The sequence below is a fragment of the Bradyrhizobium sp. Kon37 genome (genome assembly GCF_055807535.1).
The window spans coordinates 17029-32551 of sequence record NZ_JBVVOY010000030.1 but is presented as its reverse complement, the minus strand read 5'-3'; the positions used below and the strand labels follow the sequence as shown (position 1 = coordinate 32551).

Genomic DNA, 15523 nt, shown 5'->3' with positions numbered 1-15523 from the left:
AGACGCACCCAGTTGGCACTGCCGCAGTCCGCGACGCTTTGCCCTGTACGCTTCCGGAACATTTGGTTCCCTCGCGCGTCTTTGTGATGCGACGCGATGCGCGCTTGGCGCCGGAGGAGGGCCAAGGTGGACAGGTCAGTGGTCATGTCGAGATCACGCTTGGGGCTCAGGCCAAGGCTGGGCTTGGCGCTCACAGGCGCAACCCTCGTGATTCTAACGGCGCTGTTGCCAAGTCGCGCCGAGGCGCAATTCGGCTTCCGCGGCGGCCCGCTCGGTGTCGCGCGCTTCGCCGTCGGCCACATGATCGGCATGTCGCGCTTGCGCCATGCCCGCATGGCGGTGCGGGGCGGCCGATACCGCTCCGCAGCGTTGAGGTCGCAAGATCCTCGCGGCGCAGAGCGAGGCCAGCCTGCCAATCCTTACGTCCTCCGTGCGGCGATGACGGCGCAGGCCGCGCTGTCGGGCTGGCACGGCGGCCGCCGTCCGCAGGGCTGGTGGCGTCACCCCGACGGCAGCTACGGCTGGGTCGGCCCGGTGTTCTGGCCGTTCGCGCATGACGATCTCACCACCGCAATCATCCTCGGCGATACGACCAGCCTCTCGCTCTACGGCTATGGCGACATCTATGCCGCGATCTTCGCGCCCTATGCGGCCACGGAGCTTGCCGCCTACACCGCGCCGCAGGGCCGGCGCGGACGGCGAGTCCCGACCGCGGAGACGGTCTGCGATGCCAGCGACACTGGCGGACTGCCGATCGATCGCATTGCCGCTATCGTGCAGCCGAATGAATTGCAGCGCACAGCGCTCGACGAGCTTGCGACCGCGTGGGCATCCGCGCGCGACACCATCCGTGCCGCCTGTCCCACGCAGGTTCCCGCGACGGCCATCGAGCGCCTCGGCCTGATGCGCGAGCGCATCGAGGCCATGATCAAGGCAACGGACGCCGTCGCACCGTCGCTGGCAAAATTCGTCGATCTCCTCGACAACGACCAGAGAGCCAAGCTCGACGGCTTGGCCAAGGACCGCCGCGTCGCGCTCGCGGCGATCCAGCAAAAGAATCCCCAGGCGGCATCGGCCTGCCAGGCGGACAGCGATCCCCGCTACGACGAGAAGCTGCAGCGCCAATACGAGCAGCTCGTGCAGCAGCAATGGCCCGCGGCCGAGATCGCCTCCACGCTCAAGCTCGACGACACCGCCCGCGCGCGTCTCGACGTGCTCCAGGACACCACGTTGCGCACCATGGAGACGCTGAGCGCCTGTCCGTCACAGGCCGCACCGACACCACAGGCCCGCCTCACTGCGGTGAAGGCGCGGCTGGAGACGATGCTGCAAGCGGTGAACGGCGTCAGCGACGCGCTCGACGATTTCGAGGCCGACTTAAGCGACGAGCAGAAGGCGGGGTTCGAGACGATGGGGCCGAAGCGCGGGGCGTGATCACCCGCACGCCCACTCGAACTTCATGTCCTTGAAGTCGAGCTGCGCGTTGCCGCTGCCGAAATTGTAGCCGCCGAAATATTCCTCGAACTCGATGTAGAACGGGCTCATCTCCGGCACGGCCTGGCAGGGCCGCATGGTGCCGCCGAGGTGGTTGTGAGCGTGGTCCTTGCCCCAGTCGTGCGAGCGGAAATTCTCGGTGCTCGGGACGCCGTCGACAAAGTAGTAGTAGGACTGATAGTCGCTCGGCGGGTTGCGCGGGAAGTGCGGGTCCTGCGGAGCCTTGCCGGCATTGGGATCGGTCGCGCGCGGCATCAAGGCGATCGCGAGATTCTCCGCCAGATCGCCCCGCGGAGGGCCGGCGAACATCTTCTGCGCGAAGGGCGGGGCGGATTCGAAGAAAGCGCTGGCGCCGCCGACATCGAGCCAGCGCGGCCGCTCCGTCGTCGCAAGCGCAAGCGGTGCCGGCGGCATAGCGAACGGGCCCTCGTACTCGCTCTTCGTCAACAGCAGCGCGGCATATTCGTAATCAAGGATGTCGGTCATACGCGAGAGCCGCGGATGCGAGGGGCGCGCCAGCACCGCGTCGCGCATCTCGGGATCGTCAGGCGCCCCGCCGTCGTTGTGATCGGGCGCCGTGGCAAAGAACGACACCGCGACGATGTCCTCGCCATGCACGCGATAATCCTCCGGCAGCAGAAGTGTAAAACCATGCATCAGCGGAAACCCGGTGACGGGATCAAGCGGCCATTGTTCGCTGCTGATGCCCGGCGGCAGGCCGTAGACCCAGCCATGATCACGCGCGCGATCAGCGGGCCGATCCAGCATCTGCAAATCATACGCACGCGAAGGCAAGGCAAGCGCCACAGGTCAGCTCCATCCGAACTTTCGCCTCGACGCGGAGGCGATCGTTAGTCGCGAGGACGAGAGATGTGGTTCGTGGGGATGCTATCATCCTGCCGGTGTTTTGCCCGACGAGTCAAATCGCGTCCAGGCAATTCCGTGCCCGCGTAAGTCATTGATCTTGCAGGCCCCGGCTACTGTGCATGGGGTTGTTTTTGCAGTTTTTGTTTGGACTACCCGCGCCGCCTCGCCGCGGCGGCATCCACCACGTTGTCCACCTCCTCGCGCCACGACAGAATCTCCATCGCGAGCACGGGGTGGTTGAAGCCCTTGAGCACGAGATCGTCGAGTGCGCGGGCTTCGACCCAGGGCTCGACCATGCCGTAGACGCGGCGGCTGACGACGACCTGGCCGGCCTTGGCTTCGTCGCAGAGGCGGGAGGAGAGATTGGTGACGCTGCCGATCGCGGCATATTCGAGCCGCTGCTCGAAGCCGATCTGGCCGAGCGTGGCGTAGCCCATGGCGACGCCGACGCCGAAGCCGAGCGAGTGACCACGGTTCTTCCACTTCTCGGTCAATTGGCCAATCACGTCGCGCATCTCGACCGCCATCTTCACCGCGCGCTTGGTGTGGTCGGCAAATTGAATCGGCGCGTTGAACAGGATCATCACGCCATCGCCGGCAAAGCGGTCGAGCGTGCCTTCATAGCGGTGGATCAGCTCGCCGAGCGCGGCGTGATATTCGCGCAGCACGTTCATCGCCTCTTCCGGCTCGGTCGCCTCCGTGAACGAGGTGAAGCCGCGCAAATCGCAGAACACGACGGTGACCTCGCGGCGGTGGCTGTCGAGCAGCGCGTCGTGGCCATCGGACGAGGCGATCAGCTGCGCGACCTGCGGGGCGAGGAAACGCTCGAGCCGCTTGATGCGGCCGATCTCGCCGAGTTGTTTCTCGACGCGCTCTTCCAGCGAGCGATTCCAGTTGCGCAGTTGCTCGGTCTGCTCCTGGAGCTTGGCGGCCTGCTGCTGCACGGTTTCGTGCGCAGCCGCGAGCTCGCGGCCCTTGTGGTCGACCTCGGTGAACAGCCGCGCATTGCGCATCGCCAGCACGGCCTGGTTCGCAAAGGTACGCATCAGGCCGATGATGCTGGCGGCGAACTCGCCGCTGGCGCGGCGCAGCACTACCAGCGAGCCGAGCGTGCCCTGCTGGTCCACCAGCGGCACCACCAGCACCGAATGGAAGCCGGCCGCGATCGCGACATCGCGCAGCGGCTGCTCGGAGGCCTGTTCGAGATCGGCGATCGCGATCGGTTCGCCGCTCCCGGCCGCATCGCTCAGGATATCCTGGCCTTCGTCGATCGTGACATGGGCGCCGTCGGCGGATTTGTCGATGCCGTTGGCCTCGACCAGATTGAAGCGGCGCGCCTCGGCGTCATAGCCGTAGATCAGCACGGCGTCGGCATGGGTGATCTCGATCGCGCGCGCGGCGATCGTCGGCAGCACGGCGTTGAGATCGAGCGAGGCGGCGACCGCGCGGCCGACCTCTTCCAGCACCTTGAGCTCGTTGATCGACTGCGCGAGATCGCGGGTGCGCTCCTCGACCTTGGTCTCCAGATCCGAATAGGTCTCCTGGATCTGGCTGGCCATGCGGTTGAACTGCCCGGCGAGATCTTCCAGCTCGTCCGCGGTGTGCACCTCGATGCGATGGCTGAAATCGCCCTCGCCGAGCTTGTGCGCGCCGTCGCGTAGCGCCGTGATCGGGATGATCATGCGGCGCGCCAGAAGCGTGCCGGCGAGGATCGCGACCAGCAGGCCCATGCCGATCAGCAGCGCAATGCGCACCAGCTGGTCGCGGATCGGCATCAAGGCCTGCGTGGTCGGCTGCTCGAACATCACGCTCCAGCCGAGCTTCGGCACGGTGCTCGCCGCGCTCATCACCGCATGGCCGTTGAAGTCGGTGCCCGAACTGTCGGGCGCGTGGCCCGGTGCAACCGCAGCCGCGACCTGCGGCAGCTTCGACAGGTCCTTGCCGATCTCGGGGCCCTTCGACGACGTCGCCAGCACGCGGCCGCGCGGATCGACCACATAGGCGAAGGCGGCCTTGCCGACCTGGGCGTCGGAGAGGTACTCGGAGAGAAAGCTGAGATCGAGCTCGGCCACGGTGACGCCGGCGTTGAAACCGGAATGCGCCACCGAGATCGACATGAACGGCTTCCGGTCGGAGAACCAGGCCGGCGCGTAGCTGACGCCGCGCGCGACGGTGTCGGTGAAGCGCATGTCGCGGGAGAGATCGGCATTGCTGCCGGTCGTGGTCGACTGGCGCGAGACGCGCAGCACCTCGCGGCCGTCGCCGTTGAGCTGGAACAGCTGAGTGACGACCGAGACCTGCTGCAAGAGCTGGGCGTAGTCGGCGCGACGCTTCTCGAGCGTGTCCCGGCTGGCCGTCGTCACCCAGCTGATCTGGCGCTCGAGCTCGGAGATCGACTGCTCGATCCGCCGCGCGGCGGCCTGCGCCTTGTCCTCGAGACCGTCGGTCAGCTGTGTCTTGGTGGCGCGGTAGGAGATCCAGCTCTCCATCGCGCCGTTGACGGCGAGCACGAACACGACGAGGCCGACGAGAGAGACGACGTATTTGGCGAACAGGCCCTCGCGTAGAAACCGTGTCTTGTCGTTCGCTCCTGCCATCCCGATCCTCTCGCGCCGCCATCGGCGCCGGCGCTACGGGCCGCACGGACCCTGCGAGCCTTCTAGCACAATTTGGTCCAACGGACTGTGAAGGGACTGGTCGGGGCCGCCTGACCGGCCGGTGTGGTTACCCGCCGTGGGCGTCGGGGCAGGCGGAAGCATGGTGAATTGTCGCAGTCTCATCCGTTTGGGGGAAGCCGCCGCCGGGCCAGCCGATGTAAGTGGGTGTCCTTGGCAAGGGAGGGCTGGGAGTCCAGCGCTTTGGTCCTGCAATCATCGATTAAAGAGCTGCCGCAGCACGTCGTTCATCGGCTGGCTGTCCTGCTGCGCCGCCGGCGGGTCCTCCAGGCCGGGGGACGCTGGCGAAGCTTGCGGCATCAGTGTGGATGGCGCTGCAGGCAGGCTGCGGCTGCGGCCGGTGGCAGTGCCTGTGCCGGTGGGAGTCCCAGTGCCGTTTCCCGCGCCATCGGAAAGTCCCTGCTGGATCAGATTGCCGAGCGCCTCGCCCAGGGGGCCGCCGAGCAAATTGTTCTGTCCGGGCTGCTGGGTTTGCGGATTGGCATTGCCGGCCGCATTGCCGCCACCCGGCGCGGTGGCTCCCCCGAGGCCAAGGCTTCCCAGAATATTGCCGAGCCCGGCCCCATCAGCGCCGAACAACCCCTTGCCCATCTCACGCAGCTTGGCATAGGCGGCGTCCGGATTGTCCAGCATGCCGGCCATGTCGGGATAGATTCGCGGCTGCGACCATGTGCCCTGGATCATCACGGGGATGCCGAAGCCGACCGGCTCGGCGGCGCGGCCCTGGCCTTCGGTCGTCATCACCAGCTTCGGCTCGACGCGAAAGCCCATCATCTTGGTGTCGAGCGCGATCGTGCCGGCGCCGGTCACGCGGACCAGCGGTCCGGTCAGGTTGAGATCGGTGGTCACCGCCTGGCCCTTGTCGATCCGGAACGACGCCGAGAGCTGCGACAGATCCGTGCTCTGCTCCCGACCGTTGTCCTGGTTTGCCTGCCAGCCGGACAACGTGCCCGAGGTCAGCGAGCGGATCATCTGCGCGACGTTGATGCCGCGAATGGCGCCATCCTGGAAATTGACGAAGGCCGTGCCTTGCATGTTCGCCATCAGCGCGCGCTGGCTGGTGCCGGCGCTGCGCAGCGCGAGCTTGGCCTGCAGCTTGCCGTCGATCCGGTCGAATTCGGCGAGGCCCTGCAGCAGCGGCAGCGCGCGCACGCCGGCGAGGTCGGAATGCATGGCAAAGCTCGGCGCGCCGCTGGTCGCATCCAGGATCAATTCGCCCGAGACCTGGCCGCCATAGGCGCCGAGATTGGCGGTGCCGGCCTTCAGCACGCCGCCGGCGAGTTTTGCATCGACCGCCAGCGGTGCGAGACGTGCCTCGCCGATCACCGCCTCATGCGCGGAGATCCTGATTTGCCCATCGACATAGTTGAGCCCGGAGACGTCGATCGGCGCATCGCTCCAGGGTTGCCCGGACGCGCCTTCCGGCGATTTCGCCAGCGGGATCGCGAGCCGCTGGAAGTCGAGATCGACCTTGACCAGAGGCTTGCTCGCGATATCGACCGAGGCCCAGCCGTTGAACGCGCCATCGCCGAGCGTGCCGCTTACGCCGTTGATCATCACGACATCGCCGCTCAGCCGCATCTCGGCATGACCCGCGAGCCGGGACTTCAGCACGTCCGGCATGTCGATGGCGAAATCCACCGGAATGGTCGGTCGGTCGGCCGGCGGCGCCGGCGTGGTCGCCTTGATGTCGAACTTGGTCGGATGCTCGCCGACCCGTGCGGTGCCGGTGATGCTGATCTTGCGGTCGCGGCCGACGATCGCATCGGCATTGACCGCGCTGATGCGGCTCTCGACGCGATCGCGCACGCGCGCGAATGCGATCTCGCCATCGGTGACCTTGATGCGGTCGATGGCGGCGCCGTCGGTATCGAGCGCGCCCGGCTTCCACGTGCCGCCGGCATTCGGCAGGCGCTCACGCAGCAGCGGCTGGTAGAGCACGGGATGGGTGACGACGAGCTCGCTGATTTTCGGGCGGCCCGACCAGACGCTCGAGAGCAACATGTCGGCCTGCACGCTGTCGATGGTCAGGCGGGTGATGCCGCTGCGGTCCTTGGGGTCGGCAAGCGTGAGGTCGTTCAGCGTCACGTTCAGCGTCGGCCACAGGCTGATTCTGATGGTGCCGTCGATCGACAGGCGATAGCCGGTCGCGCTCTCGACCCGCGAGGCAATCGTCGACGTCAGGAAGCCCGAGGGGACCCCGACCACCAGCAGGAGTGCGATCACGATGACGATCGCGGCCACCGCCGCGCCGGCGAATTTCACGGCTCTCATGTCGATTTTCCAGCGGCGAGCGATCGGCGTCGAATCCGGCACATGACCGTCATTTCCACCCGTCCTTTGCGCCTGAGTTTATCCCGGGACGGGAAGCGGCTCCAAGCACGTAAAAATAGTCTGGGGGTGCTGCAAAGTTATGTGACTTATGGCACACTTCCCCGGCGCGGTTTTACGCGATCCTGATGTTGATGGTTCCAAGCGATTTGCCAACGAAATTCACAAGGACATTGAAATGAGCAAGCAGGCCGAATTTGCGGTCATCCTCAAGATGAATGCGATGTTCGCCGATCTCGGAGCAGACGAGCTCCAGCGGCTGGCGAATCTCTGCCACACCCAGCATCTGGGGAATGGCGAGGTGCTGTTCCAGAAGGGCGACGCGGGCGATGCGCTGTTCGGCGTGCGGCGAGGGCAGGTCCGTATCGAGACCGGCGCCTCCGACGGCAGCCGCCTGACGCTGAACTTCATGGGGCCGGGCGACCTGTTCGGCGAGGTTGCGGTGCTGGACGGCCAGAGCCGCACCGCGGACGCGACCGCGGGCGAAGCCAGCGAGCTGTTCGTGCTGCGGCGCGAAGACTTTCTCGCTTTCCTCGAACGCGAGCCGAAGGTCGGGATCAAGATCATCGCGCTGCTGTGCCAGCGCATCCGCTGGCAGAGCGAGCGCATGGAAGAGTCCATGCTCCAGCCGCTGCCGGTTCGCCTCGCGCGGCGCCTCTGCGCGCTCGCCGCCGATTTCGGCTCGGAGGTGCATATCTCGCAGGAGCAACTCGGTGTCTTCGTCGGCGCCGCCCGCGAGAGCGTCAACCGCCAGCTTCAGGCCTGGCGCAAGGAAGCGATCCTCGATCTCCAGCGCGGCCGCATCCTGCTGCGGAACATGACCAAGCTGACGGCGATCGCGCGGAACGAGTAGGAGTTAAGTGATCGGGAGTCTGCGCCGGCGGACGCGATCCCGGTCGATGGTAATGATGCTGCCCTGTATCTCATCCTCGGTCAGGGCGGATAAAACCTCTGCCAGTCGTGTTCGGACGCCCGCCTCTGTCCAGTCGCCGCCTCGGAACAGAATGAGGCTGGGGCTATCGTTGCCCGCGGTTGCAATGAGGCGAGGATAGTCGAGGTCTGCCGTGACGACCGTGCGCACCTCCCTCCTGGCGCGATCGATGATCTCGACATCGCTCGCGGCATGAAGGCCTATCTCAGAGGCGTGGACTGCATCATGCCCCCTCTCTGTCAGCCAGTGCGACAACACTGGCGAGAGCGGCATATCGACGAGGAATTTCACTTCGCCGCGACGGCGGGGTGCAGCTCGACGGCTTCGTCCTCTGCGAGGAAGGCCGCGTAGCGCAATGCCTCATCGATATCTTCGCGTTCGAGATAGGGGTAGTCGTTCAAAACGGATTCGCGAGTTTCACCGGCTGCCAGCAGGCCGAGTAACCGTGCGACCGGAAACCGCAACCCGCGAATGCAGGGCTTGCCGGTGCAAACCGTTGGGTCGATCGTGATACGTGCCAAAGCCATCAGAGCAACATAGCGCCTGCCGACGACCTTCGCCAGTGCGCCCTCAGCCGGCTCGCCCGGAACCTACTCCGCTGCAGGGTGCACGATGTTCTTCGGTCCCGGCATCGCTTCGGCCGGCGCAGCTCCGTGATGACCGGCGCCCTCCGCATCTTCGCTGTGCACGACCAGTCGCTTGGCGAAGCGCCAGATCAGGGCGCCGAGATCGTCCATCACCATGAACATCGCGGGCACGAACACCAGTGACAGGATGGTCGAGAAGATCAGGCCGCCGATCACCGCGAGCGCCATCGGCGAGCGGAACTCGCCGCCGGCACCGACCGCGAGCGCGCTTGGCATCATGCCCGCGGCCATCGCGATCGTGGTCATCACGATCGGGCGTGCGCGTTTCATGCCCGCGTCGATCATGGCTTCTTCGCGCGGTGTGCCGGCGTGAATGGACTCGATGGCGAATTCTACCAGCATGATCGCGTTCTTGGTGACGATGCCCATCAGCATCAGGATGCCGATCCACACCGGCGTCGTGAGCTGCTTGCCGGTGACCAGCAGGGCCGCGATTGCGCCGCCGATCGAGAGCGGCAGCGAGAACAGGATGGTGATCGGCTGCAGGAAGGTGCCGAACAGCAGCACCAGCACGGCGTAGACCATCATCAGGCCCGCCGTGATCGCGGTGGCAAAGCCTTCGGACAGTTCGTTCAGGCTTTCGGCATCGCCGGAGGGTGAGACCTTCACGCCCTTCGGCCGGCTCTTCATGACCGGGAGGTCGTAGATCTTCTTGGTGGCGTCGCCGAGTGCGGCCGAGCCGACGAGATCGGCCGCGACGGTCGCCTGTCGTTCGCGATCGTAACGGTTGATGCTGGTCGGACCCTGGTCGAGCTTGACGTCGGCGATGACGGAGAGCGGCACGCCGCCCTTCTCGCCGTGCTCGCCGAGCGGCACGCGCAACTGTTCGAGTGTCTTCAGATTGCCGCGCGCGGCATCCTCGAGCTGCACGCGGATCGGCACCAGACGGTCGCCGACGTCGAACTTGGCGAGCGCGGGGCCGACGTCACCGATGGTGGCGACGCGGATGGTCTGCGACAGGCTTTCGGTCGACACGCCGAGCCGTGCGGCGAGATCGGCGCGCGGTTCGACGCGCAGCTCGGGCCGCTCCAGCGTGGTTTCCGAGATCACGTTGGAGATGGTGGGAATCCGCTTCATCTGCGTCGCGAGTTCGCTGGCGACGTTGTTGACGATGTTGGCGTCTGCGCCGGTCACGACCAGCGAGATCGCGCGCAGGCCGTTCTCGTCGAGGAACCAGAAGCGGATGTCTGGAATGTTCTCCAGCTCCTGGCTGATCGAGAATTCGAGCTCGCGCTGGGTGATGTCGCGGCTGTCCTTGGGCGTGTAGTTGATGATCAAGGCGGCGCGTCGGACCTCCTGGGTCCCCGGTGGAACGCGGCCGCCGTCGACGAAGATGCTCTTCACCTCTGGCCGCTTGCGCAGGCGCGCCACGATGTCCTCGGTGACCTTTTCGGTGTAGGCGAGCTGGGTGCCCGGCGGCAGCTCGAGGGCAACCAGCGAGCGCGAGCTGTCCTGCGCCGGCAGGAAACCCTGCGGCAGCAGCGTGATGCTCCAGATCGAGGCGGCGAAGACGCCGAAGCCGGCCAGCACCGTGATGAAATAGTGCTTCACCGACCAGGCCACGAGCCTGTGATAGGACCGCAGCACGCGGCCGGGCGGCGGCTCTTGGTGATTGCCATGTTTGAGGAAGTAGGCGGCGAGCACCGGCGTGACGAAGCGCGCCGCGAGCAGCGAGAAGAACACCTGCACCGAGACGGTGATGCCGAACTGCTTGAAGAACTGTCCGGCGATGCCCGACATGAAGCTCGCGGGTGCGAAGATCGCGATGATCGTCAGCGAGATCGCGATCACCGCGAGGCCGATCTCGTCGGCGGCTTCCAGGGCGGCACGATAGGGCGACTTGCCCATGTTCATGTGCCTGACGATGTTCTCGATCTCGACGATGGCGTCGTCGACCAGAATACCCGTCGACAGCGTGATGGCGAGGAAGCTGACGAGGTTGAGCGAGAAGCCGAGCAGGTCCATCGCCCAGAATGCCGGGAAGATCGACAGCGGCAGCGAGATCGCGGCGATGATGGTGGCGCGCAGGTCGCGCAGGAACAACAGCACGATCACGACGGCGAGGATAGCGCCTTCGAACAGGGTCGAGATAGCCGCGTGGTAATTGCCGTTGGTATATTCGACCGAGGTGTCGATCACCTTCAGGTCGACGTCGGGATAGGTGGCCTTGAGCGTGTCGATGCGCTTCTGCACGGCCTCGGCGACCTTCACGTCGCTGGCACCCTTGGAGCGCTTGATGCCGAGCGCGACGATCGGCTCGCCGTTGAAGCGGGCGAAGGTGCGGCGGTCCGCGATGGTGTCGGTCACGGTGCCGAGATCGTCGAGCCGGACCTCGCCGCCGCCGAACAGCGGAATCATGGTGCCGGCAAGATCGCTCAACGTCTTGGCGCCGGCGAGGGTGCGGATCGCCTGGTCGTTCTTGCCGATCTCGGCGCGGCCGCCGGCGACGTCGACATTGGTGCCGCGCAGGCTCTGGCTGACGTTAACGGCCGTCAGCCCCATCGACTGCAGGCGGTCGGGATCGAGCGAGACCAGGATCTCGCGCTCCACACCGCCGATGCGCTCGACCTGCGCGACGCCGCGCACGCCCTGCAGCGCGCGCTTGACCACGTCGTCGACGAAATAGGAGAGCTGCTCCGGCGTCTTGCCGGGCGAGATTGCGGCGTAGGTGACGATCGGCAGGCCGATGACGTCGACGCGCTGGATCAGCGGCTCGGTGACGTTCTGCGGCAGGTTGGAGCGCACGCGCGTCACCGCGTCCTTGACGTCGTTGAGCGCGCGGTCGGTGTTGGTTTCCAGGGCGAACTGGATGGTCGTCACCGATAGGCCGTCGGTGATCTGCGAGGTGATGTGCCTGACGCCTTCGACGCCGGAGACGGCGTCTTCAACCGTCTTGGTGACCTGGGATTCGAGCTCGGCGGGTGCCGCGCCGAACTGCGATACCGCGACCGAGATCACGGGAATGTCGGCCGAGGGCAGCCGCGTCACCGCGAGCTTGGTGAACGACACCCAGCCGAGGATCAGGAGGATGATGGAAAAGACCACCGACGGCAGCGGATTGCGGATCGACCATGCCGAGATATTGAGAGCCATCAGCGTACCCGCGTGCGATCGAGTTCATCGGCGAACATAGTCTTGATCTGGTCGCCGTCATGCAGCGAAGAGCCGGCATCGGCGACGACGATTTCGCCGACGTTGAGGCCTTCCAGGATTTCCGTCGCGCTGTCCGACGACAGCCCGACCCGTACCTTGCGCGTCTCGACAATGTTGCCTTTGACGACCTGCACGGTGAGATGGTCGATCGCGGTCTTCGGAACCGCGACGCCGCAGCTTCGCTTGGCGTCGATCGAGGCGCGGGCGAACACGCCGACTTTCAGCGAGGGATTGTTGGTGACGCTGATGCGCACGCGGCCGAGCTGGGTGGCGCGATCGATTTCGGGCGCGACCAGCCTGACCCGCCCGATCAGATCGGGCGCGTCGTCGCGGCTGATGCGCACCGTCGCGCCGGAGCTGAGCTTGGCCATGTGCACCGCCGGGACCTGCGCATCCAGCTCGATCTCGTTGTTGACGGCGATACGGAACATCGGGCCGGCCTGCGGCGAGGCCGGTGCGCCGACGATGGTGCGCACCTCGGTGACGAGGCCGGGCGCAGAGGCCTTCAGCGAGACCGGACCTTGCGGGCCGGGCCGCGGCGGCTGGCCCGGAATCTGGGGCGGTGCGGTCAGACGCGCCAGCTCCTGATTGTCGGTGACGAGGGTGCCCTCGGTGACGAAGAGGTCGGTGACCCTGGATCCCTCCTGGTCGGCGACGACCACGGCTTCGCGGCGCGGCACGAAGAAGCCGGTCACCCGGACCAGGTCGGAGAAGCAGGCATTGGTCGACTTGGTCACGATGACCAGCGCCTCGCTCGGCGTTTCCTTGGGCTCGGCGCGGTGCCGGTGCTCGAACAGATAATAGCCGACGCCGAGCGCGACGACGAAGACCACTGTTCCGGCTGGCTTGAGATATTGGGAGAGGTTCATCGCCGGATCGTCCTGGCCTGGCTCACGGCCATCCGCGCGCGGCCCGTGGAGAGCGTTTCCCTGAAATGAAGCAGCGTCCCGCAAGCCTGCGGGACGCGCGCTGGAAGCGAGACTTTACACCACATCACGACTTGTCACTTCAAAGGATTACGTCGTGCTCACTTCGATGCGGTGGTCTTGTTTTCCATGTTGACGACCTGCACGCGACGATTGACCTCCGCCATCGGCTGGGCCGGGTCCTTCAGCTTGCTCTTGCCGTAGCCGACGGTGACGAGGTCGGTCGCGGAGATGCTGTACTTGTCGACCAAATAGCGCTTGATCGAATCCGCGCGGCGCTCCGACAGATCCTGGTTGTAGCTCTCGCCACCGGCGGCGTCAGTGTGGCCGGCGACCACGAAGGTCGAGCCCTTCAGGTCGGGGCTGGTCAGCGCGCGGCCGAGCGCCTGGACCGAGGCAAGCGATTTTGCGCTGATATTGGCCGAGTTGTAGTCGAACGTGATTTCCAGATCGATGTTCGGCTTGTCCTTGGCCGCCGAGGCGATTTCTTCACGCTCGACCGACGAAAGGGAGCGCGTCGAGCGGCCGCGCACAGACTGGATCAGCTTGGACTCAGCCGCACTCGGTGCGGGATCGGCCTGCGGAGCGACCGAGAGGCCGCGCGTCAACGGCTTCTTCGGCGGCGGCGCCAGCGCGCGGAGGATCTCGTCTTCGGTGACGTTCTTGCTGTTGCCGTCGTCGCCGGCGAATGCCAGCGGGATCGTCAGCGACAGCGCGGCGCCAACGGTGATGATGGACAGGATTGCGGTAAGTCCCTTTGCAGCCAATCTCATAGCCAGTCCCTCCTGCGCAGCCAGCTGGCGCGGTTCGAAAATCCTGCAGTAAGCCGCCCCGAAAAGGCGGGCGGCGGCATCCGATCAATTAGTCTTCGCCAGGCCGTCGCGGGTTCGAGGCACATCGGCCCCGATTCAAAAAAATATCAACGCACTCCGTAGCTTGCGAATTCCTGAACAATGTTCGGGTCCATCGCCTTGGCATTGGCGATGTCGAGCGCACCTTCCTGCGCCGAGCCGTTGCGCTGCTTGGCGATCCCGCGTCCGAACAGCGAGGAGGTCAGGCGCGGATTGATCCTCAGGGCGGCCTCGAAATCGGCGATGGCGTTCTTCACCGCTCCCGATTTCAGATTGACGAGCCCCCGGCTGTCCAGCGCGTCGACGAAGTTCGGCCGCAGCCGCAGGGCCTCGTTGCAATCCTTCAGCGCGCCCTGGAGGTCGCCGACGACGGTGCGGGTCCAGCAGCGGTTGTTCAGCGCCTCGACGTCCTTCGGGTTGATCCGGAGCGTCTCGTCAAAATCCTTGATGGCCAGGCTGTAGGCGCCCTTGCTGGCATAGACCTGACCGCGCCGGTAAAGCGCGTTCACGTCATCCGGATTGGCCGCGATCTTGGCGGTCAGCCCCTTGATGGTGGGGTCCTCGGCCAGGACGGCGGCACTCGGCCCGCTTTCCATGCTCGGAGCGGTGACGGGATCGGCCGGTAGCACAGGCGGTGGTGGCGGCGGCGGTGCCGGTGGCAAGGCAGCCTCGACCTGCGGCTTCGGTGACGGAGCGGGCGCGGCCACTGTGTCGGCCGGTTTCGGCAGCACAGGTGGCGGTGGCGCGGGCGGGGCCGGCGGCGGGTTGTTGGCGACGACCGGCGGCGGCGCGGGAGGCGGAGCCGTTGTTGGGCGCGACCCGCCGGCCCCTGGAATGAACGAGAAATCCTCGGCCAGCGACGAGGAGATCCACGGCACCTGCTCGCCCCGGGAGGCACGGGTGACGCCCATCTTGGTGCGGTTCAGCGTCTCCTCGGCCATCAGGTCGGGGACGCGGATTTCCTTGAGGAGTTCCTGGACGAACAGGCTGTGCTCGCCGCCGGCGTCCGAGACCACCGAGGCCAGCGCCGCCGAATACATCACCAGCGTGCCGTTCGGCGCGATGACGGGGGTCAGGCCGGCCGAGAAGCTGCGGAACCGGCGCTCGAACGGATTGCGCCTGGAGGCGTCGACCAGCGCGATCTTGACGCCGGCGCCGCGGGTGTTGAGCTCGCCGAGCACGGTTTCGAGGCTGATGCCGTCGCGCCGCACGTCGGATTCGGTCCAGATCTGCGCATCGATCGGCAGCAAATAGCTCTGCCGCGCGGACTGGATGCCGAAGCCGCTGAAGAACACCAGTGCCACCGACCCCGGCTTGATCTTGCCGTAGAGCTTGTCGAAAGCACGGCGCATGCCGTCACCGGTCAGGTTCTCACCGGTCTCGACGGAAAAGCCGTCGCGCTTGAGCTCGTCGGCGACGTCGCGCGCGTCGTTGAGCGGTTCCTTCAGGGGCGCGTCGGCGTCCGGGTATTTGGCGTTGCCGATGACCAGCGCAAAGCGATCGCCGGCCGCAAGTGACGGAGCGGTCGGGATGAGCGACACGAGCAAGGACAGAACGAAAAACAAGCGAATTTTCATAATTAGCGCGATCCAGCCAAAAAGGCGCCGTTTCCAGCTTGCGCCGCGGCGACCTTAACTTACGCAATGTG

At 66.0% G+C, this 15523-nt stretch carries 11 protein-coding genes; 2 read left to right on the top strand and 9 right to left on the bottom strand.

From position 1 onward, the window contains the following. Nucleotides 1–144: 144 nt before the first annotated feature. Nucleotides 145–1434, top strand: coding sequence for a Spy/CpxP family protein refolding chaperone (locus AC0L3J_RS33015; protein WP_473349842.1), 1290 nt, complete (start codon nucleotides 145–147; stop codon nucleotides 1432–1434). On the opposite strand, the gene AC0L3J_RS33010 is transcribed toward AC0L3J_RS33015, so the two are convergent. From AC0L3J_RS33010 to AC0L3J_RS33000, 3 genes are all read right to left on the bottom strand, one after another. Next, nucleotides 1435–2262 (bottom strand): hypothetical protein, encoded by an 828-nt coding sequence (locus tag AC0L3J_RS33010; RefSeq protein WP_473349841.1) that lies wholly within the window; start codon nucleotides 2260–2262, stop codon nucleotides 1435–1437. Between the two features lie 248 nt (nucleotides 2263–2510). Further along, nucleotides 2511–4958, bottom strand: a complete 2448-nt coding sequence (locus AC0L3J_RS33005) for an adenylate/guanylate cyclase domain-containing protein (protein ID WP_473349840.1) — start codon at nucleotides 4956–4958, stop codon at nucleotides 2511–2513. Nucleotides 4959–5231: 273 nt separating this feature from the next. Continuing rightward, on the bottom strand, nucleotides 5232–7310 hold the full coding sequence (locus tag AC0L3J_RS33000) for an AsmA family protein (protein ID WP_473349839.1): 2079 nt from the start codon (nucleotides 7308–7310) through the stop codon (nucleotides 5232–5234). A 235-nt stretch (nucleotides 7311–7545) separates the two neighbouring features. Between AC0L3J_RS33000 and AC0L3J_RS32995 the strand changes: the two genes are divergently transcribed. After that, on the top strand, nucleotides 7546–8220 hold the full coding sequence (locus tag AC0L3J_RS32995) for a Crp/Fnr family transcriptional regulator (protein ID WP_007599026.1): 675 nt from the start codon (nucleotides 7546–7548) through the stop codon (nucleotides 8218–8220). Between the two features lie 3 nt (nucleotides 8221–8223). On the opposite strand, the gene AC0L3J_RS32990 is transcribed toward AC0L3J_RS32995, so the two are convergent. The 6 genes from AC0L3J_RS32990 to AC0L3J_RS32965 all read right to left on the bottom strand — a co-directional run bounded on the left by AC0L3J_RS32990 (nucleotide 8224) and on the right by AC0L3J_RS32965 (nucleotide 15452). Next, a complete protein-coding gene (locus AC0L3J_RS32990) occupies nucleotides 8224–8589 on the bottom strand; it encodes a DUF5615 family PIN-like protein (RefSeq protein WP_473349838.1) in 366 nt (121 codons plus the stop codon). Then, nucleotides 8586–8825: a DUF433 domain-containing protein gene (locus tag AC0L3J_RS32985; RefSeq protein WP_456766717.1), complete on the bottom strand. Its 240-nt coding sequence runs from the start codon at nucleotides 8823–8825 to the stop codon at nucleotides 8586–8588. Before AC0L3J_RS32985 ends, AC0L3J_RS32990 begins: the two co-directional genes overlap by 4 nt. Before the next feature lie 63 nt (nucleotides 8826–8888). Further along, a complete protein-coding gene (locus AC0L3J_RS32980; protein ID WP_473349837.1) occupies nucleotides 8889–12038 on the bottom strand; it encodes an efflux RND transporter permease subunit in 3150 nt (1049 codons plus the stop codon). Beyond that, the gene (locus tag AC0L3J_RS32975) at nucleotides 12038–12967 is read right to left on the bottom strand and encodes an efflux RND transporter periplasmic adaptor subunit (protein WP_456766715.1); all 930 of its coding nucleotides are present in this window, start codon (nucleotides 12965–12967) and stop codon (nucleotides 12038–12040) included. Before AC0L3J_RS32975 ends, AC0L3J_RS32980 begins: the two co-directional genes overlap by 1 nt. Before the next feature lie 158 nt (nucleotides 12968–13125). Continuing rightward, a complete protein-coding gene (locus AC0L3J_RS32970) occupies nucleotides 13126–13797 on the bottom strand; it encodes an OmpA family protein (protein WP_473349836.1) in 672 nt (223 codons plus the stop codon). Nucleotides 13798–13943: 146 nt separating this feature from the next. Beyond that, a complete protein-coding gene (locus tag AC0L3J_RS32965; protein WP_473294974.1) occupies nucleotides 13944–15452 on the bottom strand; it encodes a caspase family protein in 1509 nt (502 codons plus the stop codon). Nucleotides 15453–15523: the final 71 nt, after the last annotated feature.

What these genes read in the sequence shown, in the direction of transcription:
- AC0L3J_RS33015 (WP_473349842.1), top strand. Translation starts at nt 145, where the DNA reads ATGTCGAGATCACGCTTGGGGCTCAGGCCAAGGCTGGGCTTGGCGCTC.
- AC0L3J_RS33010 (WP_473349841.1), bottom strand. Translation starts at nt 2,262, where the DNA reads ATGCTGGATCGGCCCGCTGATCGCGCGCGTGATCATGGCTGGGTCTAC.
- AC0L3J_RS33005 (WP_473349840.1), bottom strand. Translation starts at nt 4,958, where the DNA reads ATGGCAGGAGCGAACGACAAGACACGGTTTCTACGCGAGGGCCTGTTC.
- AC0L3J_RS33000 (WP_473349839.1), bottom strand. Translation starts at nt 7,310, where the DNA reads ATGAGAGCCGTGAAATTCGCCGGCGCGGCGGTGGCCGCGATCGTCATC.
- AC0L3J_RS32995 (WP_007599026.1), top strand. Translation starts at nt 7,546, where the DNA reads ATGAGCAAGCAGGCCGAATTTGCGGTCATCCTCAAGATGAATGCGATG.
- AC0L3J_RS32985 (WP_456766717.1), bottom strand. Translation starts at nt 8,825, where the DNA reads ATGGCTTTGGCACGTATCACGATCGACCCAACGGTTTGCACCGGCAAG.
- AC0L3J_RS32980 (WP_473349837.1), bottom strand. Translation starts at nt 12,038, where the DNA reads ATGGCTCTCAATATCTCGGCATGGTCGATCCGCAATCCGCTGCCGTCG.
- AC0L3J_RS32975 (WP_456766715.1), bottom strand. Translation starts at nt 12,967, where the DNA reads ATGAACCTCTCCCAATATCTCAAGCCAGCCGGAACAGTGGTCTTCGTC.
- AC0L3J_RS32970 (WP_473349836.1), bottom strand. Translation starts at nt 13,797, where the DNA reads ATGAGATTGGCTGCAAAGGGACTTACCGCAATCCTGTCCATCATCACC.
- AC0L3J_RS32965 (WP_473294974.1), bottom strand. Translation starts at nt 15,452, where the DNA reads ATGAAAATTCGCTTGTTTTTCGTTCTGTCCTTGCTCGTGTCGCTCATC.